Source organism: uncultured Limimaricola sp., assembly GCF_964022235.1.
Lineage (GTDB): Bacteria > Pseudomonadota > Alphaproteobacteria > Rhodobacterales > Rhodobacteraceae > Limimaricola.
This window is the reverse complement of sequence record NZ_CAXHZL010000017.1, coordinates 42,280-65,804: the sequence shown is the minus strand read 5'-3', so window position 1 is coordinate 65,804 and position 23,525 is coordinate 42,280. Positions and strand designations below refer to the sequence as shown.

At 66.1% G+C, this 23,525-nt stretch carries 27 protein-coding genes; 18 read left to right on the top strand and 9 right to left on the bottom strand.

The window, feature by feature from the left end:
* Nucleotides 1-2 precede the first annotated feature (2 nt).
* The 18 genes from rpmD to AADJ02_RS17200 all read left to right on the top strand — a co-directional run bounded on the left by rpmD (nucleotide 3) and on the right by AADJ02_RS17200 (nucleotide 15,839).
* Nucleotides 3-188, top strand: a complete 186-nt coding sequence (rpmD, locus tag AADJ02_RS17285) for a 50S ribosomal protein L30 (protein WP_341214249.1) — start codon at nucleotides 3-5, stop codon at nucleotides 186-188.
* 262 nt (nucleotides 189-450) lie between these two features.
* Nucleotides 451-927, top strand: coding sequence for a 50S ribosomal protein L15 (gene rplO, locus AADJ02_RS17280; protein WP_341214248.1), 477 nt, complete (start codon nucleotides 451-453; stop codon nucleotides 925-927).
* A 107-nt stretch (nucleotides 928-1,034) separates the two neighbouring features.
* Entirely contained in the window at nucleotides 1,035-2,408 is a 1,374-nt protein-coding gene (gene secY / locus AADJ02_RS17275; RefSeq protein ID WP_341214247.1) for a preprotein translocase subunit SecY, read from the top strand.
* Entirely contained in the window at nucleotides 2,405-3,073 is a 669-nt protein-coding gene (locus tag AADJ02_RS17270) for an adenylate kinase (RefSeq protein ID WP_341214246.1), read from the top strand. The genes secY and AADJ02_RS17270 overlap by 4 nt, the downstream gene beginning before the upstream one ends.
* A 210-nt stretch (nucleotides 3,074-3,283) precedes the next feature.
* Nucleotides 3,284-3,652, top strand: coding sequence for a 30S ribosomal protein S13 (gene rpsM, locus AADJ02_RS17265; RefSeq protein WP_085894966.1), 369 nt, complete (start codon nucleotides 3,284-3,286; stop codon nucleotides 3,650-3,652).
* A 12-nt stretch (nucleotides 3,653-3,664) separates the two neighbouring features.
* The gene (rpsK, locus tag AADJ02_RS17260) at nucleotides 3,665-4,057 is read left to right on the top strand and encodes a 30S ribosomal protein S11 (protein ID WP_228702007.1); all 393 of its coding nucleotides are present in this window, start codon (nucleotides 3,665-3,667) and stop codon (nucleotides 4,055-4,057) included.
* Between the two features lie 115 nt (nucleotides 4,058-4,172).
* A complete protein-coding gene (locus tag AADJ02_RS17255; RefSeq protein ID WP_341214245.1) occupies nucleotides 4,173-5,189 on the top strand; it encodes a DNA-directed RNA polymerase subunit alpha in 1,017 nt (338 codons plus the stop codon).
* A gap of 114 nt (nucleotides 5,190-5,303) precedes the next feature.
* The gene (rplQ, locus tag AADJ02_RS17250; RefSeq protein ID WP_341214262.1) at nucleotides 5,304-5,723 is read left to right on the top strand and encodes a 50S ribosomal protein L17; all 420 of its coding nucleotides are present in this window, start codon (nucleotides 5,304-5,306) and stop codon (nucleotides 5,721-5,723) included.
* Between the two features lie 153 nt (nucleotides 5,724-5,876).
* On the top strand, nucleotides 5,877-6,488 hold the full coding sequence (locus tag AADJ02_RS17245) for an autoinducer binding domain-containing protein (RefSeq protein ID WP_341214244.1): 612 nt from the start codon (nucleotides 5,877-5,879) through the stop codon (nucleotides 6,486-6,488).
* Nucleotides 6,489-6,574: 86 nt separating this feature from the next.
* Nucleotides 6,575-7,924, top strand: a complete 1,350-nt coding sequence (locus AADJ02_RS17240; RefSeq protein WP_341214243.1) for a replication-associated recombination protein A — start codon at nucleotides 6,575-6,577, stop codon at nucleotides 7,922-7,924.
* A gap of 71 nt (nucleotides 7,925-7,995) precedes the next feature.
* Nucleotides 7,996-8,349 carry a fluoride efflux transporter CrcB gene (gene crcB / locus AADJ02_RS17235; protein WP_341214242.1) on the top strand — a complete coding sequence of 118 codons (354 nt, stop codon included), beginning with the start codon at nucleotides 7,996-7,998 and terminating at the stop codon, nucleotides 8,347-8,349.
* The gene (locus AADJ02_RS17230) at nucleotides 8,346-9,404 is read left to right on the top strand and encodes an RluA family pseudouridine synthase (protein WP_341214241.1); all 1,059 of its coding nucleotides are present in this window, start codon (nucleotides 8,346-8,348) and stop codon (nucleotides 9,402-9,404) included. Before crcB ends, AADJ02_RS17230 begins: the two co-directional genes overlap by 4 nt.
* On the top strand, nucleotides 9,401-10,075 hold the full coding sequence (locus tag AADJ02_RS17225) for an HAD-IA family hydrolase (protein WP_341214240.1): 675 nt from the start codon (nucleotides 9,401-9,403) through the stop codon (nucleotides 10,073-10,075). The genes AADJ02_RS17230 and AADJ02_RS17225 overlap by 4 nt, the downstream gene beginning before the upstream one ends.
* Nucleotides 10,072-10,779, top strand: a complete 708-nt coding sequence (locus AADJ02_RS17220; RefSeq protein WP_341214239.1) for an ATP12 family protein — start codon at nucleotides 10,072-10,074, stop codon at nucleotides 10,777-10,779. Before AADJ02_RS17225 ends, AADJ02_RS17220 begins: the two co-directional genes overlap by 4 nt.
* A gap of 248 nt (nucleotides 10,780-11,027) precedes the next feature.
* On the top strand, nucleotides 11,028-12,047 hold the full coding sequence (locus AADJ02_RS17215; protein WP_341214238.1) for an amino acid ABC transporter substrate-binding protein: 1,020 nt from the start codon (nucleotides 11,028-11,030) through the stop codon (nucleotides 12,045-12,047).
* Nucleotides 12,048-12,183: 136 nt separating this feature from the next.
* Entirely contained in the window at nucleotides 12,184-13,710 is a 1,527-nt protein-coding gene (locus AADJ02_RS17210) for an ABC transporter permease subunit (protein WP_341214237.1), read from the top strand.
* A 1-nt stretch (nucleotide 13,711) separates the two neighbouring features.
* Nucleotides 13,712-15,028: an amino acid ABC transporter permease gene (locus AADJ02_RS17205; protein ID WP_341214236.1), complete on the top strand. Its 1,317-nt coding sequence runs from the start codon at nucleotides 13,712-13,714 to the stop codon at nucleotides 15,026-15,028.
* A gap of 10 nt (nucleotides 15,029-15,038) precedes the next feature.
* The gene (locus AADJ02_RS17200; RefSeq protein WP_341214235.1) at nucleotides 15,039-15,839 is read left to right on the top strand and encodes an amino acid ABC transporter ATP-binding protein; all 801 of its coding nucleotides are present in this window, start codon (nucleotides 15,039-15,041) and stop codon (nucleotides 15,837-15,839) included.
* Between the two features lie 88 nt (nucleotides 15,840-15,927).
* Here AADJ02_RS17200 and AADJ02_RS17195 read toward each other — a convergent pair whose 3' ends face one another.
* The 9 genes from AADJ02_RS17195 to rpmH all read right to left on the bottom strand — a co-directional run bounded on the left by AADJ02_RS17195 (nucleotide 15,928) and on the right by rpmH (nucleotide 23,331).
* Nucleotides 15,928-16,422: a histidine phosphatase family protein gene (locus AADJ02_RS17195; protein ID WP_341214234.1), complete on the bottom strand. Its 495-nt coding sequence runs from the start codon at nucleotides 16,420-16,422 to the stop codon at nucleotides 15,928-15,930.
* Nucleotides 16,419-17,315, bottom strand: coding sequence for an acetylglutamate kinase (gene argB / locus AADJ02_RS17190; RefSeq protein WP_341214233.1), 897 nt, complete (start codon nucleotides 17,313-17,315; stop codon nucleotides 16,419-16,421). Before argB ends, AADJ02_RS17195 begins: the two co-directional genes overlap by 4 nt.
* Before the next feature lie 21 nt (nucleotides 17,316-17,336).
* Entirely contained in the window at nucleotides 17,337-17,987 is a 651-nt protein-coding gene (yihA, locus tag AADJ02_RS17185; protein WP_341214232.1) for a ribosome biogenesis GTP-binding protein YihA/YsxC, read from the bottom strand.
* 5 nt (nucleotides 17,988-17,992) lie between these two features.
* A complete protein-coding gene (yidC, locus tag AADJ02_RS17180; RefSeq protein WP_341214231.1) occupies nucleotides 17,993-19,825 on the bottom strand; it encodes a membrane protein insertase YidC in 1,833 nt (610 codons plus the stop codon).
* A gap of 144 nt (nucleotides 19,826-19,969) precedes the next feature.
* Nucleotides 19,970-21,514, bottom strand: coding sequence for a bifunctional diguanylate cyclase/phosphodiesterase (locus AADJ02_RS17175; RefSeq protein WP_341214230.1), 1,545 nt, complete (start codon nucleotides 21,512-21,514; stop codon nucleotides 19,970-19,972).
* 105 nt (nucleotides 21,515-21,619) lie between these two features.
* A complete protein-coding gene (gene ttcA, locus AADJ02_RS17170; protein ID WP_341214229.1) occupies nucleotides 21,620-22,501 on the bottom strand; it encodes a tRNA 2-thiocytidine(32) synthetase TtcA in 882 nt (293 codons plus the stop codon).
* A gap of 64 nt (nucleotides 22,502-22,565) precedes the next feature.
* Complete coding sequence (yidD, locus tag AADJ02_RS17165) at nucleotides 22,566-22,787, bottom strand: membrane protein insertion efficiency factor YidD (protein WP_341214228.1); 222 nt, start codon at nucleotides 22,785-22,787, stop codon at nucleotides 22,566-22,568.
* Complete coding sequence (rnpA, locus tag AADJ02_RS17160) at nucleotides 22,784-23,110, bottom strand: ribonuclease P protein component (protein ID WP_341214261.1); 327 nt, start codon at nucleotides 23,108-23,110, stop codon at nucleotides 22,784-22,786. Before rnpA ends, yidD begins: the two co-directional genes overlap by 4 nt.
* 86 nt (nucleotides 23,111-23,196) lie before the next feature.
* On the bottom strand, nucleotides 23,197-23,331 hold the full coding sequence (gene rpmH / locus AADJ02_RS17155) for a 50S ribosomal protein L34 (RefSeq protein ID WP_021693320.1): 135 nt from the start codon (nucleotides 23,329-23,331) through the stop codon (nucleotides 23,197-23,199).
* Nucleotides 23,332-23,525: the final 194 nt, after the last annotated feature.

Genomic DNA, 23,525 nt, shown 5'->3' with positions numbered 1-23,525 from the left:
ACATGGCTACTATCGTCGTCAAGCAGATCGGTTCGCCGATCCGTCGCCCCGCCTCGCAGCGTGCCACGCTGAAGGGCCTCGGGCTCAACAAGATGCACCGCACCCGCGAGCTCGAGGACACTCCCTCGGTCCGCGGCATGGTGAACTCGATCCCGCACATGGTGCAGATCATCGAAGAAAAAGCCTGAGCCACCGGTTCAGTGCGAATGGGAAGGGCGCCGCGGGACACCGCGGCGCCCTTTTTGCATGTCGCGCGCCCCGGGGGCGACCATCGTCGGGGTGGCGTCCGGGGCAGGGGGCATGAGACAGCTTGACCCACACGGCTTGCATGCGGGGGCCAAGGATCGTATACGCCGCCGGTGGCCCTTTCGAGGGCCTCGAATCCATTCAATGAAGCCGCGTTTGCCCGTTCCGTCGCTGGGGGGCAGTTCCGGCACAAGGAGAAGCGACATGAAACTCAACGAACTGCGCGACAACCCGGGCGCCACCAAGAAACCCAAGCGCGTCGGCCGTGGTCCGGGCTCGGGCACCGGTAAGATGGGTGGCCGTGGTATCAAGGGTCAGAAGTCCCGCTCGGGTGTGGCCATCAAGGGCTACGAGGGCGGCCAGATGCCGCTCTACCAGCGTCTGCCCAAGCGCGGCTTCAACAAGCCGAACCGTCGCGAGTACGCCGTCGTCAACCTGGGCCTGATCCAGAAGTTCATCGACGCGGGCAAGATCGACGCCGGCCAGGACATCACCGAAGACGCGCTGATCGCGTCGGGCCTGGTTCGCCGCAAGCGCGACGGCATCCGCGTGCTGTCCAAGGGCGAGTACACCTCCAAGGCCAACATCGCCGTGACCGGCGCGTCCAAGGGCGCGATCGAGGCGGTCGAGAAGGCGGGCGGCAAGCTCACCCTCACCGCACCGGCGGCCGCCGCCGAATAATCGGTGGTCGGGGGGCCTTGCGCTCCCCAGCCCCGTCACCGACTGTTCCCGCGCCGCCGACCGGAAGACCCCGGTCCGGCGGCGCTGACATGACATAGAGAGCCCCGATGGCATCAGCAGCAGAACAGATGGCCGCCAACATGAGCTGGGGGGCCTTCGGCAAGGCCACCGAGCTCCGTCAGCGGATCCTCTTCACGATCGGCCTCCTGATCGTCTACCGGCTCGGCACCTTCATCCCCGTGCCGGGGATCGACGGCGCCGCGCTGCGCAACTTCATGGAGAGCGCGGCCTCCGGCATCGGCGGCATCCTGTCGATGTTCACCGGCGGCGCGCTAAGCCGCATGGGCATCTTCGCCCTCGGCATCATGCCCTACATCTCCGCCTCGATCATCGTGCAGCTCATGGCCTCGATGTACGAGCCGCTCAAGCAGCTCAAGAAAGAGGGCGAGCAGGGCCGCAAGAAGATCAACCAGTACACCCGCTACTTCACCGTGGTGCTGGCGACCTTCCAGGCCTACGGCCTCGCCGTCTCCTTGGAGGCGGGCGATCTCGTCACCGATCCGGGCCTGTTCTTTCGCGCCTCGACCATGATCACCCTCGTGGGTGGCACCATGTTCCTGATGTGGCTGGGCGAACAGATCACCGCGCGCGGCATCGGCAACGGCATTTCGCTGATCATCTTCGTCGGTATCATCGCCGAGATCCCGGCAGCGCTGGCGCAGTTCCTGAGCCAGGGCCGGTCCGGTGCGATCTCCCCCGCGGTGATCCTTCTGGTGATCGCCATGGTGATCGGGGTGCTGACCTTCGTGGTGTTCATGGAGCGCAGCCTGCGCAAGATCCACATCCAGTACCCGCGCCGCCAGGTCGGCATGAAGGTCTATGATGGCGGGTCCTCGCACCTGCCGATCAAGGTCAACCCGGCCGGTGTGATCCCCGCGATCTTCGCATCGGCGCTGCTCTTGCTGCCGACCACGCTCTCGACCTTCTCGGGCGGGCAGAGCGGCCCGGTGCTGTCGACGATCCTGGCCTATTTCGGCCCCGGTCAGCCGCTCTACCTGATCTTCTTCGCGGGCATGATCATCTTCTTCACCTATTTCTATACTCGTGAAGTGGCGTTCAAGACCGACGAAGTCGCCGACAACCTCAAGAACCAGAACGGCTTCATCCCCGGCATCCGACCGGGCAAGCGCACGGCCGAGTATCTCGACTACGTGCTGAACCGCGTGCTGGTTCTGGGCTCGGCTTACCTCGCGCTCGTGGCGCTGCTGCCCGAGATCCTGCGCAGCCAGCTGGCGATCCCGTTCTACTTCGGCGGCACCTCGATCCTGATCATCGTGTCGGTGGGGATGGACACGATCCAGCAGGTGCAGAGCCATCTGCTCGCGCATCAGTACGAGGGGTTGATCGAGAAATCGCAACTGCGCGGGAGGCGCAGCGGCAAGACCAACAAGACCAAGCCGAGGGGGCCCGCGCGCCGATGACCACGAACATCATTCTTTTGGGACCGCCGGGGGCGGGCAAGGGTACGCAGGCCAAGCGTCTGGTCGAGGAGCGCGGCATGGTGCAGCTCTCCACCGGCGACATGCTGCGCGAGGCCCGCTCCTCGGGCACCGATATGGGCAAACGCGTCGCCGACGTCATGGACCGTGGCGAGCTCGTGACCGACGAGATCGTCATCGGGCTCATCCGTGAGAAGCTGACCTCGGGCCAGGCCTCGGGCGGCTACATCTTCGACGGCTTTCCGCGCACGCTGGCGCAGGCCGACGCACTCGGTGCGCTGCTCTCCGAGCTGGGGCAGGGGCTCGACCACGTGATCGAGATGCGGGTCGACGACGAGGTGCTGGTCGCGCGCATCACCGGCCGTTCCACCTGTGCGAGCTGCGGCGAGGTCTACCACGACGTGACCCGGCCCGTGCCCGCGAGCGGCGAGTGCGCCAACTGCGGCTCGACCGAGATCAAGCGCCGGGCCGATGACAACGAGGATGCGCTGCGCACGCGCCTGCTCGCCTATTACAAGCAAACCTCGCCATTGATCGGCTATTACCACGCCAAGGGTCAGCTCGAGAGCGTCGACGGCCTCGCCGCCATCGACGCGGTCTCGGCCGAGATCTCGGGCCTGCTGGGGTCGCAGACACAAGACGCTTGACAGGCTCTGTCGGAGCGGCGGCAGGGGGCTTGACCCTCTGCCCGCCAGCCCATAGACAGCCCCATCCCGAAAGGGAATCATTTCGCGCGGGTTAACGGGTCGCCCCCGACCTCACGCGGATCACCTCGCAGGATGCGGCCCGGTTCGTCCGGGCCTCAGTTGTGAAAAAAGGCTCCGGTATCACGGAGCCGCAACGAAAGGACGCTAAACGTGGCACGTATTGCCGGCGTGAACATCCCGACCGCTAAGCGGGTTCCGATCGCCCTCACCTATATCACCGGTATCGGTGACACGACCGCCCGCCAGATCTGCGAAGCCGTCGGCATCGACGTGACCCGCCGGGTCAACGATCTCTCCGACGCCGAAGTTCTGGCGATCCGCGAGCACATCGACGCGAACCTCACCGTGGAAGGCGACCTGCGTCGCGAAACCACGATGAACATCAAGCGCCTGATGGACCTCGGCTGCTACCGTGGCCTGCGCCACCGTCGCAACCTGCCCGTCCGTGGCCAGCGTACCCACACCAACGCTCGCACCCGCAAAGGCCCCGCAAAGGCCATTGCCGGCAAGAAGAAATAAGGGGACGCATCAATGGCACGTGATACCCGTCGCGGAGGCAAGAAGAAGGTCTCCAAGAACATCGCCGCAGGTGTGGCGCATGTGAACTCTTCGTTCAACAACACCAAGATCCTGATCTCGGACGTGCAGGGCAACGCGATTGCGTGGTCCTCCGCCGGCACCATGGGCTTCAAGGGTTCGCGCAAGTCGACCCCCTACGCTGCCCAGCTCGCCGCCGAAGACGCTGGCCGCAAGGCGCAGGAACATGGCGTGAAGACGCTCGAAGTCGAAGTGCAGGGCCCCGGTTCGGGCCGCGAGAGCGCGCTGCGCGCTCTGGCCGCTGTCGGCTTCAACATCACGTCGATCCGCGACGTGACGCCGATGGCGCACAACGGCTGCCGTCCGCCGAAGCGCCGCCGCGTCTGAGCCTATACTACCTTTTCGGGGCCGCGCCTTGCTGCGCGGCCCCGAACCGTCATTTTGAAACCTCGGGCGTCCGGCTCTTCGGGACCATGGAGCACGGACAGGAATGGAGGGACGCATGATCCACAAGAATTGGGCCGAGCTGATCAAGCCGACGCAGCTCGACGTCAAGCCGGGCAACGACCCGTCGCGGCAGGCCACCGTGGTCGCCGAGCCGCTCGAGCGTGGCTTCGGCCTGACGCTCGGCAACGCGCTGCGCCGCGTGCTGATGTCGTCGCTTCAGGGTGCGGCCATCACCTCCGTCCAGATCGACAACGTGCTGCACGAGTTCTCCTCGATCGCCGGCGTCCGCGAGGATGTGACCGACGTCGTTCTGAACCTCAAAGGTGTCGCGATCCGCATGGAAGTTGAGGGCCCCAAGCGCCTCTCCGTCCAGGCGACCGGCCCCGGTGTGGTCACCGCCGGTGACATCTCCGAGACCGCAGGCATCGAGATCCTCAACAAGGATCACGTGCTGTGCCACCTCGACGATGGCGCCAACCTCTACATGGAGCTGACCGTCAACACCGGTAAGGGCTATGTCGCGGCAGACCGCAACAAGCCCGAGGACGCGCCGATCGGCATGATCGCCATCGACGCGATCTACTCGCCGGTCAAGAAGGTGTCCTACGACGTGCAGCCGACCCGTGAGGGCCAGGTGCTCGACTATGACAAGCTGACCATGAAGGTCGAGACCGACGGTTCGCTGACCCCGGACGACGCCGTGGCCTATGCCGCGCGCATCCTGCAGGACCAGCTGTCGATCTTCGTGAACTTCGACGAGCCGGAATCGGCCTCGGCCGGCGCGCTTGACGACGGGCTCGAGTTCAACCCGCTGCTGCTCAAGAAGGTCGACGAGCTCGAGCTTTCGGTGCGCTCGGCGAACTGCCTGAAGAACGACAACATCGTCTACATCGGCGATCTGATTCAGAAGACCGAAGCCGAGATGCTCCGCACCCCGAACTTCGGCCGCAAGTCGCTCAACGAGATCAAGGAGGTGCTTTCGGGCATGGGCCTGCATCTCGGCATGGACGTCGAGGATTGGCCGCCGGACAACATCGAAGATCTGGCCAAGAAGTTCGAAGACCAGTTCTGATCGATCTTCGGGGGCGGGTGACCGCCCCCGACACCACCCGGGCATCCTGCCCCAAGGAGAGTGGCCGACACGCATCGGCTGCCGGACAAAGCAAAACGCTATAGGAGAGACCCAATGCGTCATGGAAGTGGCTACCGCCGCCTGAACCGTACCCACGAGCACCGCAAGGCGATGTTCGCGAACCTCGCCGGCTCGCTGATCGAGCACGAGCAGATCAAGACCACGCTGCCCAAGGCGAAAGACCTGCGCCGCGTGATCGAGAAGCTCGTGACCCTTGGCAAGCGCGGCGATCTGCACGCCCGCCGCCAGGCCGCCGCCCAGCTCAAGCAGGACGCCTACGTGGCGAAACTGTTCGACATCCTCGGGCCGCGCTACGCCGAGCGTCAGGGCGGCTATGTCCGCGTGCTGAAGGCCGGCTTCCGTTACGGTGACATGGCGCCGATGGCGATCATCGAATTCGTCGACCGCGACGTCGACGCCAAGGGCGCCGCCGACCGCGCCCGGCTCGAAGCGGAAGACGCCGCCGCAGAGTGATAGGGATCCAATCCCAAAGCGTAGCGCCCCACCCCGAAAGGGTGGGGCGTTTTTGGTTAATGTCGCAACGTCAATGACTTATACCTTGGGAGGGAAAGCTCGGTCGACGTATCAACGAGTGACGCGCTGCATCCTTTGAGGAGTGAACAAGCCATGTCTCTCGGAGCTGGTATCGACCTGCACATCCACAAGCTTGCCGCTCTCGCGCCCAACGGATTCTTCTTTGCGCTGCACTTTCGGTTCGCCCTGCCGCTGATGAGCCACCAGACCTTCCCGGAGGGTTGGGCCGAGCGTTACACCGAGGAAGCCTACGCGCTGCGCGATCCGATCATCGCCTGGGGCTTCAGCACCACCGGCACCTGCCGCTGGAGCGAGATCGAGATCCCCGATCCCTTCGATATCCTCGGTCAGGCCCGCGAGTTCGGGATGAACTACGGGTTTTCGGTGGCCTGTGGCCCGGTCAAATCGCGAACCGTTGCCTCGGCCTGCCGCCCCGACCGCGAGTTTGCCGATGGCGAGATCGCCCGCTTCGCCGGGCTTATCGAACACCTGCACGACATCACCGAGCCGCCGCGCGCGCTGACCAAGGCGCAGATCGAGGCGCTGCAATGCATCGCCAACGGCGACCGTCACGCCGCTGCGGCGGCCCGGCTCGGCATATCCGAAAGCGCGCTCAAGGCACGGCTGGCCTCGGCCCGCACCACGCTGTTGGCCCGCACCACCGCCGAGGCGATCCAACGCGCGCGAAACTACAGGCTTCTCTAACGGCCTCGGCGGAGATTAGCCCCTAGATTTCGGCAGCAATACCAAATCCCTTGGCAGTTATCCACAGCTGCACTAGATTTGGGGGCATGGCTGATCTGTTCGACAATTTACCCGACACCCCGACCGAGCGCTCACGCCGCGAGACGGCGCCGGAGGCCGCGCATCGGCCGCTGGCGGACCGGTTGCGGCCCAAGGTGCTGGGCGAGGTGATCGGTCAGGAGCAGGTGCTGGGCCCTGAGGCGCCGCTTGGTGCGATGCTGGCGGCGGGATCGCTGTCGTCGCTGATCCTGTGGGGGCCGCCCGGCGTTGGCAAGACCACCATCGCGCGGCTGCTGGCTGACGCCTCGGGGCTGGCCTTCGTGCAGGTCAGCGCGATCTTCACCGGGGTGGCGGACCTCAAGAAGGTGTTCGAAGCCGCCAAGCTTCGGCGCGGGCAGGGGCGGCAGACGCTATTGTTCGTCGACGAGATCCACCGCTTCAACAAGGCGCAGCAGGATGGCTTCCTGCCGCATATGGAGGATGGCACGATCCTCCTTGTCGGGGCCACCACCGAGAATCCCTCGTTCGAGTTGAACGCCGCTCTCCTGAGCCGCGCGCAGGTGCTGGTGCTGACGCGGCTCGACCTCGCCGATCTCGAACGCCTCGCCCAGCGCGCCGAGAAGGAGCTGGGCCGGGCGCTGCCGCTTGACGGGGCGGCGCGCGAGGCGCTGCTCGAGATGGCGGATGGCGACGGGCGCGCGCTCTTGAACCTGATCGAGCAGGTGGCGGCGTGGAAAACCGACACCCGGCTCGGGGTCGAGGCGCTGACCTCGCGGCTGATGAAGCGCGCGGCGAAATACGACAAGTCGGGTGATGAGCATTACAACCTGATCTCGGCCCTGCACAAATCGGTGCGCGGCTCGGACCCGGACGCCGCGCTCTATTGGCTGGGACGGATGCTGGTGGGGGGCGAAGACCCGCGCTACCTCGCACGGCGTATCACCCGCATGGCGGTCGAGGACATCGGCCTTGCCGATCCGCAGGCGCAGTCGGTCTGCCTGCACGCGTGGGAGATCTACGAGCGGTTGGGCAGCCCCGAGGGCGAATTGGCGCTGGGACAGGCGGTGACCTATCTCGCGCTCGCGCCGAAATCCAACGCGGGCTATGCGGCGTTCAAGGCGGCGATGGCCGAGGCGCGCAAGACCGGGTCGGAGCCGCCGCCCAAGCACATTCTCAACGCGCCGACCCGGCTGATGAAAGAGCAGGGCTATGGCAAGGGCTACGACTATGACCACGACGCCGAGGATGCGTTCTCGGGGCAGAACTATTTCCCCGAAACGATGAAGCGCCCGGTTTATTACACCCCCGTCGATCGCGGCCACGAGCGCGAACTGCGCAAGCGGGTCGAATTCTTCGCCGGGCTGAGAGAAAAGCGCAGGCGAGCCGAGGGCGGCTAGGCGGGGCCAATTCGAGGTGCCGGGCGAGCCCGGCGCTTGACAAGCGCGGCGCGCCCAACGACACCGCGCGGATGATGACATCCCTTGCATTGGTGGCCTTCGGCGGCGCCACGGGCGCGAGCCTGCGGTTTCTCGTGGGACAGGCCGTGGCCTTTCCCATGGGCACGTTCGCCGTGAACCTCTCGGGCAGCTTCGCGATCGGCATGCTGTTCGTGTGGCTCTCGGGTCGCGGCGCGCCGCTGGCCCCGCTGCTGATCACCGGCCTTCTGGGCGGGTTCACCACCTTCTCGGCCTTTTCGCTCGACGCGCTGCGTCTTGTCGAGGCGGGTCGGGCAGGGGCCGCGCTGGCCTATGTGCTGGGGTCGGTCATTCTCTCAATCGTGGCCTGCGCTTTGGGCCTCTGGATCGCAAGGAGCCTCTCATGAGCGGCGTGCAGACCATCACCGTCGGCCCCGATGAGGGCGAACAGCGGCTCGACCGCTGGCTCAAGCGGCGTTTTCCCCATCTCGCCCAGACCCGCATCGAAAAGATGTGCCGCAAGGGCGAGCTTCGGGTCGAAGGCGGACGCGTGAAGCCCGCAACCCGGCTCGAAGTGGGCCAGAGCGTGCGCGTGCCCCCGATCCCCGAGGCGCATGAGATTGAGAGTCGTCCCGTCGATCGGACCCAGATCACCAAGAAGGACGCGGAGATGATCCGCGGCTGCGTGATCTACCGCGATGACCATATCATCGCGATCAACAAGCCCGCGGGCCTGCCGACCCAAGGCGGCTCCGGCGTGTCCAAGCACGTCGACGGCCTCGCCGAGGCGCTGCGCGACGGCTTCGAGGACAAACCGCGGCTGGTGCACCGGCTTGACAAGGACACCTCGGGGGTGCTGTTGCTGGCGCGCACCCGCATGGCGGCCAAGGGGCTGACCGAGAACCTCAAGCACCGCGAGACGCGCAAGATCTACTGGGCCGCCGTCGCCGGCGCGCCGCAGCCGCGCGCGGGTATCATCAAGTACGGTCTCGTCAAGGCCATGGGCCACGGCAAAGGCGGCGAGGGCGAGAAGATGCAATGCATCCACCCCGCCGAGGTCGACAAGACGCCGGGTGCCAAGCGTGCCACCACCGAGTTCGCCACCATCAGCGCGCTGGGACAGCGGGTCTCGTGGATGGCGCTGGTGCCGGTGACGGGCCGCACCCACCAGCTGCGCGCCCACATGGCCGAGATGGGCCACCCGGTCGTGGGCGACGGCAAGTACGGCGGCTCGGGTCAGGAAAACCTCGGCGATGGCTGGGGCTCAGGCCTCGGGGCCGAGATCGACCGAAAGCTGCACCTGCACGCGCGCTCGCTGCGGATCGAACACCCGATCACCAAGGCAGTGCTGCAACTCGTGGCGCCCCTGCCCGAGCACATGGAGCGGACCTGGGACTTCCTCGGCTGGGAGGCCCGCGAGGCACCGCTCGATCCGTTCGACCCGGACGACACTTTCGGATGAGCGATCTGCGGCTGGTGATCTTCGACGTCGACGGCACGCTCGTCGACAGCCAGGCCGACATCCTCGCCGCGATGGCGGCGGCCTTCGGCTCCGAAGGGCTGGAGATGCCTGCGCGCGAGCGGGTGCTGTCGGGCGTCGGCCTGTCGTTGCCCGAGACGTTTCTGCGCCTCGCGGGCGAGCAGGGGCCCGATGTTCGCACTAGGATGATCGATGCCTACTGCACCGCCTATGCCGACCTGCGGCAGGCGCATGGGCCTGAGAGCAGCCCGTTCTATCCCGGCGCGCGCGAGACGCTGCATCGGCTGGCCGAGGAACCGCACACGCTTCTGGCTGTCGCCACGGGCAAATCGCGGCGCGGCCTCGACCGACTGGTCGAGGCGCATGGGCTGCACGGGCTCTTCGCCAGCCGCCAGACTGCCGATGATCATCCCTCGAAGCCTCACCCGGCGATGATCCATGCCGCGCTGGATGACACGGGCGTCTCGGCGCGGCGCGCGGTGATGATCGGCGACACCCGCTTTGACATCGACATGGCGCGCGCGGCGGGGGTGGCGTCGATCGGGGTCGCTTGGGGCTATCAACCGGCGGCAGGGCTGATGGCCGACCGGATCATTCACGACTGGGCCGGGCTCGCGCCCGCGCTCGACGAGCTGACGGAGACGACCTCATGAGCGAATGGAAAGCCAAGCGCTTCTGGAAAGAGGCCACCACGGCCCCCGCGGATGGCGGCTGGCAGGTGTTGCTCGATGGGCGGCCGGTGCGCACACCCGCCAAGGCGCCGCTGATCCTGCCGACACAGGCGCTGGCGCAGGCCCTCGCCGCCGAATGGCAGGCGCAGGAAGAGCGGATCGATCCCGGCACCATGCCGATCACCCGCACCGCCAACTCCGCGCTCGACAAGGTGGCGGGGCAGCGCGCCGAGGTGGCGGCGATGCTGGCGGAATATGGCGGCTCGGAGCTGTTGTGCTACCGCGCCGAACGCCCGGTCGAGCTGATCGCACGTCAGGCGAGCGAATGGGACCCTTTGCTCGATTGGGCCGAGGAGCGCTATGGCGCGCGTCTCGTCACCGTGCAGGGCGTCATGCCCATCGCACAGGATGCGGCGGCGCTGGAGCGGTTGTCGGCCCCCGTCCATGCCATGGATCCCTTCGCGCTCGCGGCCTTCCACGATCTCGTGGCGCTCTCGGGCTCGCTGGTGTTGGCGCTGGCCGTCATCGAGGGCCGGATCGAGGCACAGGAGGCGTGGCGGCTGTCGCGCCTCGACGAGGATTGGCAGATCGAGCAATGGGGGGCCGACGAAGAGGCCGAGGCCATGGCCCGCGTCAAGCGCGCAGCCTTCGACGACGCGGCGCGGTTCTGGGCGCTGCTCGGCTGAGCGGGCGGGCAAAGGCGGTAATGATCGGGCAGCCTCTCGCGGGGCTGCCCTTTTTTTGTGTCGCGCTGCCTCTTTACCCGGCGTCCGCGCCGCTACGTGACGGGGACCGACCCTTGACCTGAAGTGAAATCATTGCCCAACTGCCTGCGTCGGGATCAATGATCCCTGCATACTGCCGCACCGCACCGCGGTCGGCCACAAGACTTCTGCCCCCGCCAAGAGGGGCCGATACTCAGGAAGAGGTAAACATGAAGAAATCCGTTATCTTCGGCGCGCTGACCGCCACCGGTCTTCTCGCCGGAGCGGCTCAGGCCGCCACGCTCGACGACGTCAAGGAGCGCGGCGAGCTGAACTGCGGTGTGGTGACCGGCCTCGCCGGCTTCGGTGCCCCCGACGCCAACGGCGTCTGGGAGGGCTTCGACGTCGCCGTCTGCCGTGCCGTCGCCGCTGCCGTGCTGGGCGATCCCACCGCCGTCAACTTCGTTCCCACCACCGGTCAGACCCGCTTCACCGCACTGGCCTCGGGCGAGATCGACGTCCTGGCGCGCAACACCACCTGGACCTTCTCGCGCGACACCGACCTCAAGTTCGATTTCATCGGCGTCAACTACTACGACGGTCAGGGCTTCATCGTTCCGACCGCTCTGGGCGTGTCCTCGGCCAAGGATCTGGACGGCGCAACCGTCTGCATCCAGACCGGCACCACCACCGAGCTGAACCTCGCGGACTTCTTCCGCAACAACAACATCAGCTACGAGCCCGTGCCCGTCGAAACCAACGCCGAGGCGCAGCAGCAGTACCTCGCCGGGGCCTGTGACGCCTACACCACCGACGCCTCCGGCCTCGCCGCGACCCGCGCCACCTTCGAGAACCCGGGCGATCACGTGATCCTGCCCGAGATCATCTCCAAGGAGCCGCTCGGTCCGCTCGTGCGCCACGGCGACAACGAGTGGGGCGACATCGTGCGCTGGACGCTCAACGCGCTGATCGCCGCCGAAGAGTTCGGCGTGACCTCGGCCAACGTCAGCGAGCTGGCCGCCGCTCCGGGCACCAACCCCGAAGTGAACCGTCTGCTCGGCACCGAAGGTGAACTCGGTGGCATGATCGGCCTCGACAACGACTGGGCCAAGAACGCCATCGCTGCCGGCGGCAACTATGGTGAGATCTTCGAGAAGAACATCGGTGAGAACACCCCGATCGGTCTGGCTCGTGGCCTCAACGCCCAGTGGACCAATGGCGGCCTGATCTACGCGCCGCCGTTCCGCTAAGCACATCGGAAGGGGCGCCGCGGCGCCCCTTTCCACCAACAAAGGACAAGGCGCGACGCGCCACCTGTCCCCGAAAGTAGGGCGCAGCCGGATCAACCGGCGCGCAACCGGCGCGGGGACCAACGGGGACCAAGACATGACAACGACCTCGGATGCTCCGAAGGCCGGGTTCCGCCCGAGCCAGCTGATCTACGATACCAGATACCGCTCCCTGACCATTCAGGTGATCGCCTTCATCGCACTGATGCTGGGGCTGAGCTGGCTGGTGTCGAACACGATCGCCAACCTCTCCGCGCTCGGCAAGGATTTCGATTTCGGCTTTCTGGGCCAGCGCGCCGGTTACGACATCAACCAGCGCCTGATCGAATACGACAGCGCCTCGAGCCATGGCCGCGCCGCTCTCGTGGGCATCCTCAACACACTGCTGATCGCGGTGCTGGGCTGCGCGCTTGCTACCATCGTGGGCGTTCTGGCGGGCGTGCTGCGCCTGTCGAAGAACTGGCTCATCGCCAATCTGATGGCGGTCTATGTCGAGGGCTTCCGCAACATCCCCGTGCTGCTGTGGATCCTGCTGATCTTCGCACTGATGACCGAGGCCACGCCGCAGCCGCGCGACTTCCGCGAGGGCGGGGACGCCGCGATGATCTTCGGCGACAGCATCGCCATCACCAACCGTGGCGTCTTCGTGCCGGCACCGTTCTGGGGCTCCGGCGCGGGGCTGCTGCTGGCGGTGCTGCTGGCGTCGCTGGTCGCGATTTTCTTCTGGCGCCGCTACGCGCACCGCACCCAGGAACAGACCGGCCGCATACTGCCGATCGGCTGGGGCACGCTGGGCCTTTTCGTCGTGCCGACCGCCGTGGTCTTTTTGGCGCTGAGCATGACCTCGGGCCGGGTGACGCAGCCGGTGCTGGCGACCGGCGCGACAGAGGGGATGACGTTGGCCGACTACGCCGGCAGCCAGCAGGCGATCAACGCCTGCGCGGTGCCGTTCTCGACCGAGTCGCTAAACCTGCGCCGCCTGATGCGCAGCCAAGAGATCCGCTTCACCTACGTCCCCGTCGAGGACGCCGCGGGCGCACTCGCGGCCCTCGAGGCCGGCACCTGCAACATCCTGTCGCTGCCGGCTTCGGTCGACCTCGCCACCGTGCCGGCCGGGGCCGTGGCGCTGTCGGACACGATCCGGCGCGGCATGCCGGTCGAGTTCGAGCGGCCGGTGCTTGGCGGCTTCAACTTCGAAGGCGGGCTGCAGCTGCGCAATTCGCTGATCGCGCTCTGGCTGGCGCTGTCGCTCTACACCGGTGCCTTCATCGCCGAGAACGTGCGCGGTGGCATCCTGTCGGTCTCCAAGGGCCAGACCGAGGCGGCCTTCGCGCTAGGCATCAAGCCCTCGCGCACCATGCGCCTCGTGATCCTGCCGCAGGCGCTGCGTGTCATCATCCCGCCGATGATCTCGCAATACCTAAACCTCACCAAGAACTCGTCACTGGCGATCGCCGTCGGCTATATGGACGCCCGCTCGACGCTGGGGGGCATCACCATCAACCAGACCGGCAAGGAGCTGGAGGGGATGCTGCTTCTGGGGTTGTTCTACCTCGTGACCAGCCTCGTCATCTCGAGCGCGATGAACCTCTACAATTCCCGCGTAAAGCTGAAGGAGCGCTGAGATGTCGGACACCCACGCACAGACCGTCTCCTTCGTGCGGGACACCATGCTGCCGGAGGCCGAGCCTCCGGTCGGCAATCGCGGCGCCATCCTGTGGATGCGCGAGAACCTGTTCTCGGGCTGGCTCAACATCCTGATGACGCTGGTCTCGCTCTACGTCATCTGGTGGGCGCTCTCGCACACCATGCCTTGGGTCTTCAACGGCATCTGGAACGCGGGCTCGCTCTCCGAATGCCGCGAGATCCGCAACGCCACCATCGGCGCAGACGCCTCGGCCGCCTGCTGGGCGGTGCTGGGCGATCGCTGGCAGCAGCTCATGTTCGGCTTCTACCCGCGAGAGCTTTACTGGCGCCCGATCCTGGCGCTGGTGATCTTCTTCGTGGCGATCGCACCGGTGCTGTTTTCGCGCGTGCCGCGCGGCATGCTGGCCTTCACCGCGCTTTCGCCCTTCGCGATGTTCTGGCTGCTCTGGGGCGGCAGCCTCTGGTTCCCGGTCTCCATCGCCCTGGGCTTCGTGCTGGGCTGGGCCGCATGGCGGGCGCTGGCCCCGATCGCGGGGACGCTGATCGCGATGATCGTCGCCGTGGCGTTGCCCCTCATCTACTGGTTCTACACCGCGGGCCCGCTCGCGCGCGAGCTCGAGCAGGTGATCGCGCTCAGCATCGAATACGTGCCGAGCCAAGATTTTGGTGGCTTCATGCTGTCGTTCATCATCGGCATCGCGGGCATCATCCTATCGCTGCCGCTCGGCATCCTGCTGGCGCTGGGCCGTCAGTCGGACCTGTTCATCATCAACAAGATCTCCGTGGGCTTCATCGAGATCATCCGCGGCGTGCCGCTGATCGTCTGGCTGTTCACCGCGTCGCTGCTGCTGAACTACTTCCTGCCGCCAGGCACGAACTTCGACTTGATGTTGCGCGTCATCATCATGGTGACGCTCTTTGCGGCGGCTTACATTGCCGAGGTGGTGCGCGGCGGTCTCGCCTCGCTTCCCAAGGGGCAGTACGAGGCGGCCGACGCGCTTGGCCTCGACTACTGGAAGTCGATGCGGCTGATCATCCTGCCGCAGGCGCTCAAGATCGCCATCCCGGGCATCGTCAACACCTTCATCGGCCTGTTCAAGGACACGACGCTGGTGGTGTTCATCGGCCTGCTCGATCCCATCGGCCTCTCGAACGCGATCCGCGCCTCGGCCGAGTGGAACGGCATCTACTGGGAGCTCTTCGTCTTCATCGGCCTGCTGTTCTTCATCTGCTGTTTCAGCATGTCCCGCTACTCGCTGTACCTGGAGAAAAAACTCCAGCGCGGCCATCACTGAGGAGGGTGCCATGACCGACACCGCCACCAATCCCGCCGATCGTGCCATCGACCGCAGCCATATGCGGGTCTCCGACGAGGTCGCGATCGAGATCTCGAACATGAACAAGTGGTACGGTTCGTTCCACGTGCTGCGCGACATCGACCTCACCGTCTATCGGGGTGAGCGGATCGTGATCTGCGGGCCCTCGGGCTCGGGCAAATCGACGCTGATCCGCTGCATCAACCGGCTCGAGGAGCACCAGTCGGGGCGCATCGTCGTCGACGGGACCGAGCTGTCATCGGACCTCAAGAACATCGACAAGATCCGCTCCGAGGTCGGCATGTGCTTTCAGCACTTCAACCTCTTCCCGCATCTGACGATCCTCGAGAACTGCACCTTGGCTCCGATCTGGGTGCGCAAGACGCCCAAGAAGGAAGCCGAGGAAATCGCGATGCATTTCCTGAAAAAAGTGAAGATCCCCGAGCAGGCGAACAAGTATCCCGGCCAGCTCTCGGGCGGTCAGCAGCAGCGCGTCGCCATCGCCCGCTCGCTGTGCATGAAGCCGCGCATCATGCTCTTCGACGAGCCGACCTCGGCGCTCGATCCGGAGATGATCAAGGAGGTGCTCGACACCATGATCGAGCTGGCCGAGGAGGGCATGACCATGCTCTGTGTAACCCACGAGATGGGCTTCGCGCGGCAGGTCGCCAACCGGGTGATTTTCATGGACCAAGGCCAGATCGTCGAGCAGAACGAGCCGGAGGCCTTCTTCAAGGCTCCCAAGTCCGACCGGACCAAGCTGTTCCTGAGCCAGATCCTCGGCCACTGAGGACAGCGCCGCGGCCCGAGGGCCGAGAAGATGAGTATTTGCAGAGTAAAGTCGGGGAGGGGGGCGCGAAAGCGGCCCCCTTTCGCGTTCAGAGGTCGGCGGGAACGGCGAAGGCGGCCACGCGGCCCTTTGCGATGTCCGACCAGTCTCCGGCATCGAACTCCAGCACGGTCACGGCGCAGGTGGGGTAGTCGGCGAAGCGCGGGTGATCGGGGATGGTGTCAGCCAGCTCGGCCGCGAGACGACCGATACCGGGGTTGTGCGCCACCAAGGCCACGCAGCGTTCGGTCACACCCTTGAGTGCCGCCAGTAACTGGCGCGGCGGGGCGGCATAGAGGCTGGGCTCGTGGCGGATCTCGGTGGTACCCGGCCATTCGGGGCGCATCAGCGCGACCGTCTCGCGGGTGCGCGCGGCGTCTGAGCAGAGCACCAGGTCCGGGGCATGCCCGCCTTGGGCCAGCCAGGTCCCCATGCGCGGCGCATCGCGGCGGCCACGCTCCGCCAGCGGGCGCTCGTGGTCGCGCTGACCGGCATCACCCCAGTCGGATTTGGCATGGCGGATAAGGACGAGCTTGAGGCTCATGTCTCGTTGCGCGGGCGCATCCGGCTCTCGCTCGAACGGATGATCGAGCCCGCGCCGTGCTCGGTGAACAGCTCCAGAAGCGAGGCATTGGGCAGGCGACCATCGAGGATCACCACGGCCCGCACGCCCTGTTCCAGCGCCGTGAGCGCGGTCTCGGTCTTGGGGATCATGCCGCCCGCGATCGTGCCCTCGGCGGTCATCTCGCGTACCTGTTCGGGGGACAGCTGCGTGACGACCTCGCCGCTGGCGTCCTTGACGCCGGACACATCCGTGAGCAGCAGCAGACGGTCGGCCTTGAGCGCGCCCGCGATGGCACCGGCGGCGGTGTCGCCGTTGACGTTGAAGGTCTCGTTTGGGTCCATGCCGGTGGCGACCGGGGCCACCACGGGGATGATACCGGCTGAAAACATGTCGCGCAGCACCTGTACGTTCATTTCGACGGGACGGCCCACGAAGCCGAGTTCGGGATCGTCGGCCACCGCGACCATCAGGTCGTCGTCCTTGCCAGACAGGCCAACGGCACGGCCACCCTCGTCCATGATGGCTTGCACGATGCGCTTGTTGACGAGGCCGGTGAGCACCATCTCGACCACCTCGACCGTGGCCTTGTCGGTGACGCGCTTGCCGCGCACGAACTCGGACTTGATTCCGAGCTTGGCCAGCATCTCGTTGATCATCGGTCCGCCGCCATGCACCACGACCGGGTTCACGCCCACCTGCCGCATCAGCACCACGTCGCGGGCGAATTCGGCCATCGCATCGGCGTCGCCCATGGCGTTGCCGCCGAACTTCACCACGACGATCGCACCCGAGTAGCGCTGCAGATAGGGCAGGGCCTCGGAGAGCGTCTTGGCGGTGGCGATCCAGTCTCGGTCCATCTTCTGCGTCCTCATGGGAGGCCCCTGTTCAGGTGGTCAGGCGAGCCCCGCGACGATGGCGCGGAGCGTCTCGATGCCGTCGCCCTTTTCGGAGCTGGTCAGCACCAGTTCGGGGTAGGCGGCGGGGTGCTTGGCCAAAGCCGCCCGCGTCAGCGCGAGACTCTGGTCGAGCTCGTCGCGGCGCACCTTGTCGATCTTGGTCAGCACGACCTGAAACGGCACGGCCGAGCGGTCGAGCAGGGTCATGATTTCCTCGTCGACCTTCTTGGCGCCGTGGCGTGCGTCGATCAGCACGAAGGCGCGGCGCAGGGTCGGGCGGCCAGAAAGATACTGCTTGAGCAGGCGCTGCCACTTCTCGACCACCGCCAGCGGCGCGTTGGCAAAGCCATAGCCCGGAAGGTCGACGATGTAATGGCTTTCGGCAGCGGTGAAGAAGTTGATCTCCTGCGTCCGGCCCGGCGTGTTCGACGCGCGCGCGATCGCCTTGCGACCGGTGAGCGCGTTGATCAAAGACGACTTGCCGACGTTCGAGCGGCCCGCAAAGCAGACCTCCAACCGGTCGGCGGGCGGAAGGCCCGACATGGCCACGACGCCCTTGAGGAACTCGACCTCGCCGGCGAAGAGAAGCCTACCCGCCTCGGCCGCGTCGGGCTCGGGCGGGGTGGCCTCGGGAAAGTTCATCTTCATGCCGGTCACTTCTTCGGTTTCCCGGGCGCGTTGGCGGCCTTGGCGGGTTTTGCCTCGGCGGCCTTCTTGCGGCTGAGGCCCGACTTGATGTTGCCGAACACGTCAGGCTTGGCCCCATGGCTGCGCATGATCGCGTATTGCTGCACGAAGGTCACGGTGTTGTTGGTGATCCAGTAGATGACCAGGCCGCTGGCAAAGTTACCGAGCATGAACATGAACACCCACGGCATCCAGGCGAAGACCATCTTCTGCGTCGGATCGGCGGGGGCCGGGTTCAGCTTTTGCTGCAGCCACATCGAGATGCCCAAGAGGATCGGCAGGATGCCCAGCGAGATGATCGCGAGGAAGCTCGACGGTTCGGGTGCCGCGAAAGGCAGCAGGCCGAACAGGTTCAGGATCGACGAGGGATCGGGGGCCGACAGGTCGCGGATCCAGCCGAACCACTCCGCGTGGCGCAGCTCGATGGTGACGAAGATCACCTTGTAGAGCGAGAAGAAGATCGGGATCTGGATCAGGATCGGCAGGCAACCCGAGGCCGGATTGACCTTGTTTTCCTTGTAAAGCTTCATCATGCCCTGCTGGAGTTTCTGGCGGTCGTCGCCTGACTGCTCCTTGAGCGCCTCCATCTGCGGCTGCAGTTCTTTCATCCGGGCCATCGACACGTAGGAGCGATAGGCCAGCGGGAACACGATCGCCTTGAGGATCAGCGTCAGCGCCACGATCGACCAGCCCATGTTGCCGATCAAGCCGTTCAGGAAGTGCAGCAGCATGAAGATCGGCTTGGTCAGGAAGAAGAACCAGCCCCAGTCGATGCTGTCGACGAAACCCTCGATGCCGCCGTCGTTCTGATACGAACGGATCGCCTCCCATTCCTTGGCGCCCGCAAAGAGGCGGGTGTCGGAGGAGACGGTGGCGCCGGGGGCGACTTCGAGCGCGGGCGACACGCTGTCGGTCTGATAGATCTCGGAGCCTTCGGTGTAGCGCACGACCGAACGGAACGGCGTGCCCGGCTCGGGGATCAGCGTCGTCATCCAGTATTTGTCGGTGAAGCCGGTCCAGCCATTCTCGGAGACCTCGGCCACGTCGACCCGGCCCGCGCCGCGCGGATCGGCATCGAGATCGTCCATGTTCTTGTACTTGATCTCTTCGAGCGTGCCGTCGGTCATCCGCACGAGGCCTTCGTGCAGGATGAAGAAGTTCTGCGTGTCGGGTTGACCGTGGCGCGCGACAAAGCCGTAGGGCGCGAGGCTCACGGTGGTGTCGCCGGTGTTCTCGACCGTCTGCTCGACATCGAACATGAACCTGTCGTCGACAGAGACGGTGCGGCGGAACACGAGGCCCTCGCCGTTGTCCCAGGCCAGGGTCACCGGGCTGTCGGGGGTCAGCGTCTCGCCGCTCTCCAACGTCCACAGCGTGTCGGGACCGGGCAGGGGGGTCGAGGTGCCGCCAACCGGGGCCCAGCCCCAGACCGCGTAATAGGGCGTGTCGGTGCCGACGGGCGACAGCAGCCGCACCAGCGGGCTCTCGGGGTCGAGCGTCTCGTTGTATTCGACCAGCGACAGATCGTCGATCCGGCCGCCGCGCAGCGACAGCGAACCGGTCAGCTCCGGCGTTTCGATGGCGACGCGGGGCGCTTCCTGCTCTTGGGGAGCGGCCTGTGCGGTGGTCCCGGGCAGGGGCGTGTCACCGGTGCCGGGCGCCTCGACGGCGGCTGTCGACACCTCGTCGAAATCGGGCGAGGGGGCCTGCTCCTCGGGGGGGAAGATCAGGAACCACCCCAGGATCACCACCAGGCTGAGCACTGTCGCCAGGATCAGGTTCTTGTTCTGATCGTCCATGAAAAACCGCCCTCGATCGCCGGAAAAGGTCAGTGGCGGTTCAACAGGGCGAGGGTCCGAAGGTCAAGCTCTTTCGCCTTGGCGGTGCCGTGCCGTGGGGGCCCAGTGGGCGGCGGGTGGCGCGGGGTATCTGTGCGAAGGCCTTCAGACCGCGCGACGCGACGGCTCTTTGGGGCAGAGGGTCGGGATGGCCCGGATCCAGGCCTCGGTCTCGGGGCGCGGCATTGGCCGACCTATGCCGAACCCCTGCCCGTGGCCGCAGCCCAAGCGTTGCAGCATGGCGCGCTCGCCGTCGGTCTCGACACCTTCGGCCAGCGTTTCGATGCCCAGCCCGTCCGCCATGGTCAGGATCGCCGAGACCATCTTCTGCTGCTCGCAATCGCTGTCGATGCGGGTGACGAAAGAGCGGTCGATCTTGATCCGCTGAATCGAGAACCGGCGGATCGAGGTGATCGCGGCGTGGCCCGTGCCGAAATCGTCGAGATCGAGCCTGCATCCAAGCCCCGACAGCCCCGACAGATTGCGGATCACCACGTCCTCGACCCGTTGCGCCACCACCGTCTCGAGCACCTCGACCGCAAGTCGGCCGGGCTGCAAGTCAAAACGGTCGAGTTCCCAAGCAAGGCGGTCGACCAGTCGCGGGTCCGCGAGTTCGGCCTGAGAGAAATTGATGGCGACATGCGGCACTTCGATTCCGGCCGCGTCCCAAAGGCGCAGGGCGTTGAGGCCATCCTGCACCATCACCTCGCCCAAGCGGCCCATCAGCCCGGCCTGTTCCATCACCGGCAGGAATTCGGCGGGCGGGATCAGGCCGCGTTCGGGATGGTGCCAGCGCGCGAGGGCCTCGACACCGGTGAGCCGACCGTTACACAAGGAGATCTGCGGTTGGAAATGGGCCACGACGTCGCCGCGGTCGAGCGCGGCGGCGACCTCGTCGGTCAGGCCATGGCGCAGGCTCACCCGATGGCGCATCGCCTCGGAATAGCACCGGATCGAACCCGGCCCGCCGCGTTGCGCCTCGATCAAGGCGAGCGTCGCGGCCTGCAGAAGATCGGCCCCGCCCGGCCGTGCCAGCCGCAGCGCCAGCGCGAAGCCCGCCGATACCGTGACGTGGATCTGCGCGCCATCTCGTTCGATGGGATCGGCCACCAAGGTCTGAAGCCTCTGGCCAAGCTGGATCGCCGCTTCGAGATCGAGTTTCCGGCGCGAGGACAGCGCAATGCCGAAGCAGGCCCCGTCGAGGCGGGCCAGCGCGTCGCCGTCGCGCAGGCCGTCCTGCAACCTCTCGCCCACGGCTTGCAGCAGGCGTTCGATCGTGGCGCGATCGTGCCGCTGTTCGAGCTGTTTGAAACCGTCGATCTCGAGCACCATCGCCGCCACCGATCGCGGTGAGCCGCCGCGCCGTGCAAGCATCCGGTCCAACCCGGCCGTGAGCGCGAGGCGGTCGCCCAGCCCGGTCAGCACGTCGCGCGTCTCGTCGCGTGTCAGGATCGGTCGTCCGATGGCGCTCGCCACCGTCAGCGGCAGCGCCAGCACGACAAGCGCCACGGCCAGCTTGCCCCCCAGCGCCAGAGCCGCGAGCAGCAGCATTGGCACCAAGGCGAGGCCCAATGGGCGGGTCAGGCGGCCAATCGACCCCGTGAGGGGGGCGATGACCCGTTGCAAGGGAAGGCTGGCCGTGCTGCGCATTCGTCTTCTCATCCCGCCGAAGATGGCCGATGCGCTACCGCAACGTGCCCTGACAGGGAGACAAACTAGAAACGCTATCTAAGCGGTTTCTTAATGTGGCAGGCTCTAATTATTAGAATTGCGGCTACCTTCGGTCGCTCCGCGTGCCAGCGCCGCGAAGTCGAACAAATCGGGATCGAGCATGTGGCTCGGTCGGACCTGATTCAGCGCTGTGAACATCTTCTGTCGCCGCCCCGGAGCGTTCTTTTCCCACTGATCGATCATCTGCTTGATCTGCTGCCGTTGCAGTCCGTCCTGGCTGCCGCACAGGTCGCAGGGAATGATCGGGTAGTTCATCGCCGTGGCAAACTTCTCGCAATCGGCTTCGGCCACATGGGCCAGCGGGCGATAGAGGAACAGGTCGCCCTCATCATTGAGCAGCTTGGGCGGCATGGTCGCGATCTTGCCCCCGTGGAACAGGTTCAAAAAGAAGGTTTCGAGCATGTCATCACGGTGATGGCCAAGCACGACAGCTGTACACCCTTCCTCTCGCGCGACGCGGTAGAGATTGGCCCGGCGCAGTGGCGAACACAGCGCGCACATGGTGCGCCCTTGGGGCACCTTGTCCATGACGATGGAATAGGTGTCCTGATATTCGATCCGGTGCGGCACGCCCATCCGCTCGAGAAACTCGGGCAGCACGGTCGCAGGGAACCCCGGCTGGCCCTGATCGAGGTTGCAGGCAAGGATCTCGACGGGGAGCAGTCCGCGCCACTGCAACTCGGTCAGCGCGGCTAGCAGCGTGTAGCTGTCCTTGCCGCCCGAGAGACAGACGAGCCAGCGTGCGCCGCGCTCGATCATGCCGTATTTCTCGATCGCCTCGCGGGTATCGCGGATGATCCGCTTGCGCAGCTTGCGAAACTCGGTGGTTTTCGGCGCGCCGGCGAACAGCGGGTGGATATCGTCGTGCGCGTCTTCGGGGGTCTCGTCGGCGAAATTGTCGAGCATGGGTCGAGCTCCTCTGGATCGGCCCGATATGCCATGCTGGCCAGTCCGGGGAAAGGTCACGGGGTCAGTCGGGGACGTTGTCGATGCCGCTGCCACCCAGCGGATGGCAGCGCGCGAGGCGTCGCAATGTGAGCCAGCCGCCTTTCAGCCCGCCGTGCCGCTCCAGCGCCTCGAGCGCATAGGCCGAACAGGTCGGGTGAAAGCGGCATCCATGGCCGACCATCGGGGAAAAGGTGAGCCGGTAGGCGCGCACCGGCAAGGCCAGCACACGCGCGAGCGGGCTCATGCCTGCGAATGGACGCGGCTCAGCGCCCATTCGAGATCGCGCGCCATCTGTTCGATGTCATGCGTGGCCGTGACCTCGGCCCGACCGATCAGCACATAGTCCCAGCCGGGCTGCCCCTGAATAGGGAGTACCTTGCGCGCGACCTCGCGCAGACGGCGCTTGGCGCGGTTGCGCGCAACCGAATTGCCGACCTTCTTGGAGCAGGTGAAGCCCACGCGCACGGCATCGTCGCCATCCCTGCGCGGGTTGCCCTGCAGGTGGAATCCGGTCGTGCCCTGCCGCAGCGCCCGGGCGGCGCGCAGGAAGTCGGGGCGTTTGCGCATCTTGTCGACGCCAACGCCGAAAGACCCCGACGCGGCGGCATCGCTGCCGACCACGGGGGTCTTTTCCGCTATCACCTGATCTGGGATCAGGCGCTCAGGACCTTGCGGCCCTGCGCGCGGCGGGCGTTGATGATCTTCCGGCCGGCCTTGGTGGCCATACGTGCGCGGAAGCCGTGACGCGCTTTGCGCACACGGTTCGAGGGTTGGAACGTGCGTTTCATTGCGCTTTCTCCGTCTCAAGGGGCCGCGCCGTCCGCCGTCCATGCCGGATTCGGGGCCTGCCATCATTCGAAGCCCGTGCCATAGAGAGGCATCGGCAGGCTGTCAACGCAAGCCGGACCTGAATCCCCATATCGCCTGCATTGTTACAGTCCGACCCCGCCGATCAAGAGCCTGCGAGGGGGGTGGGCGGCCC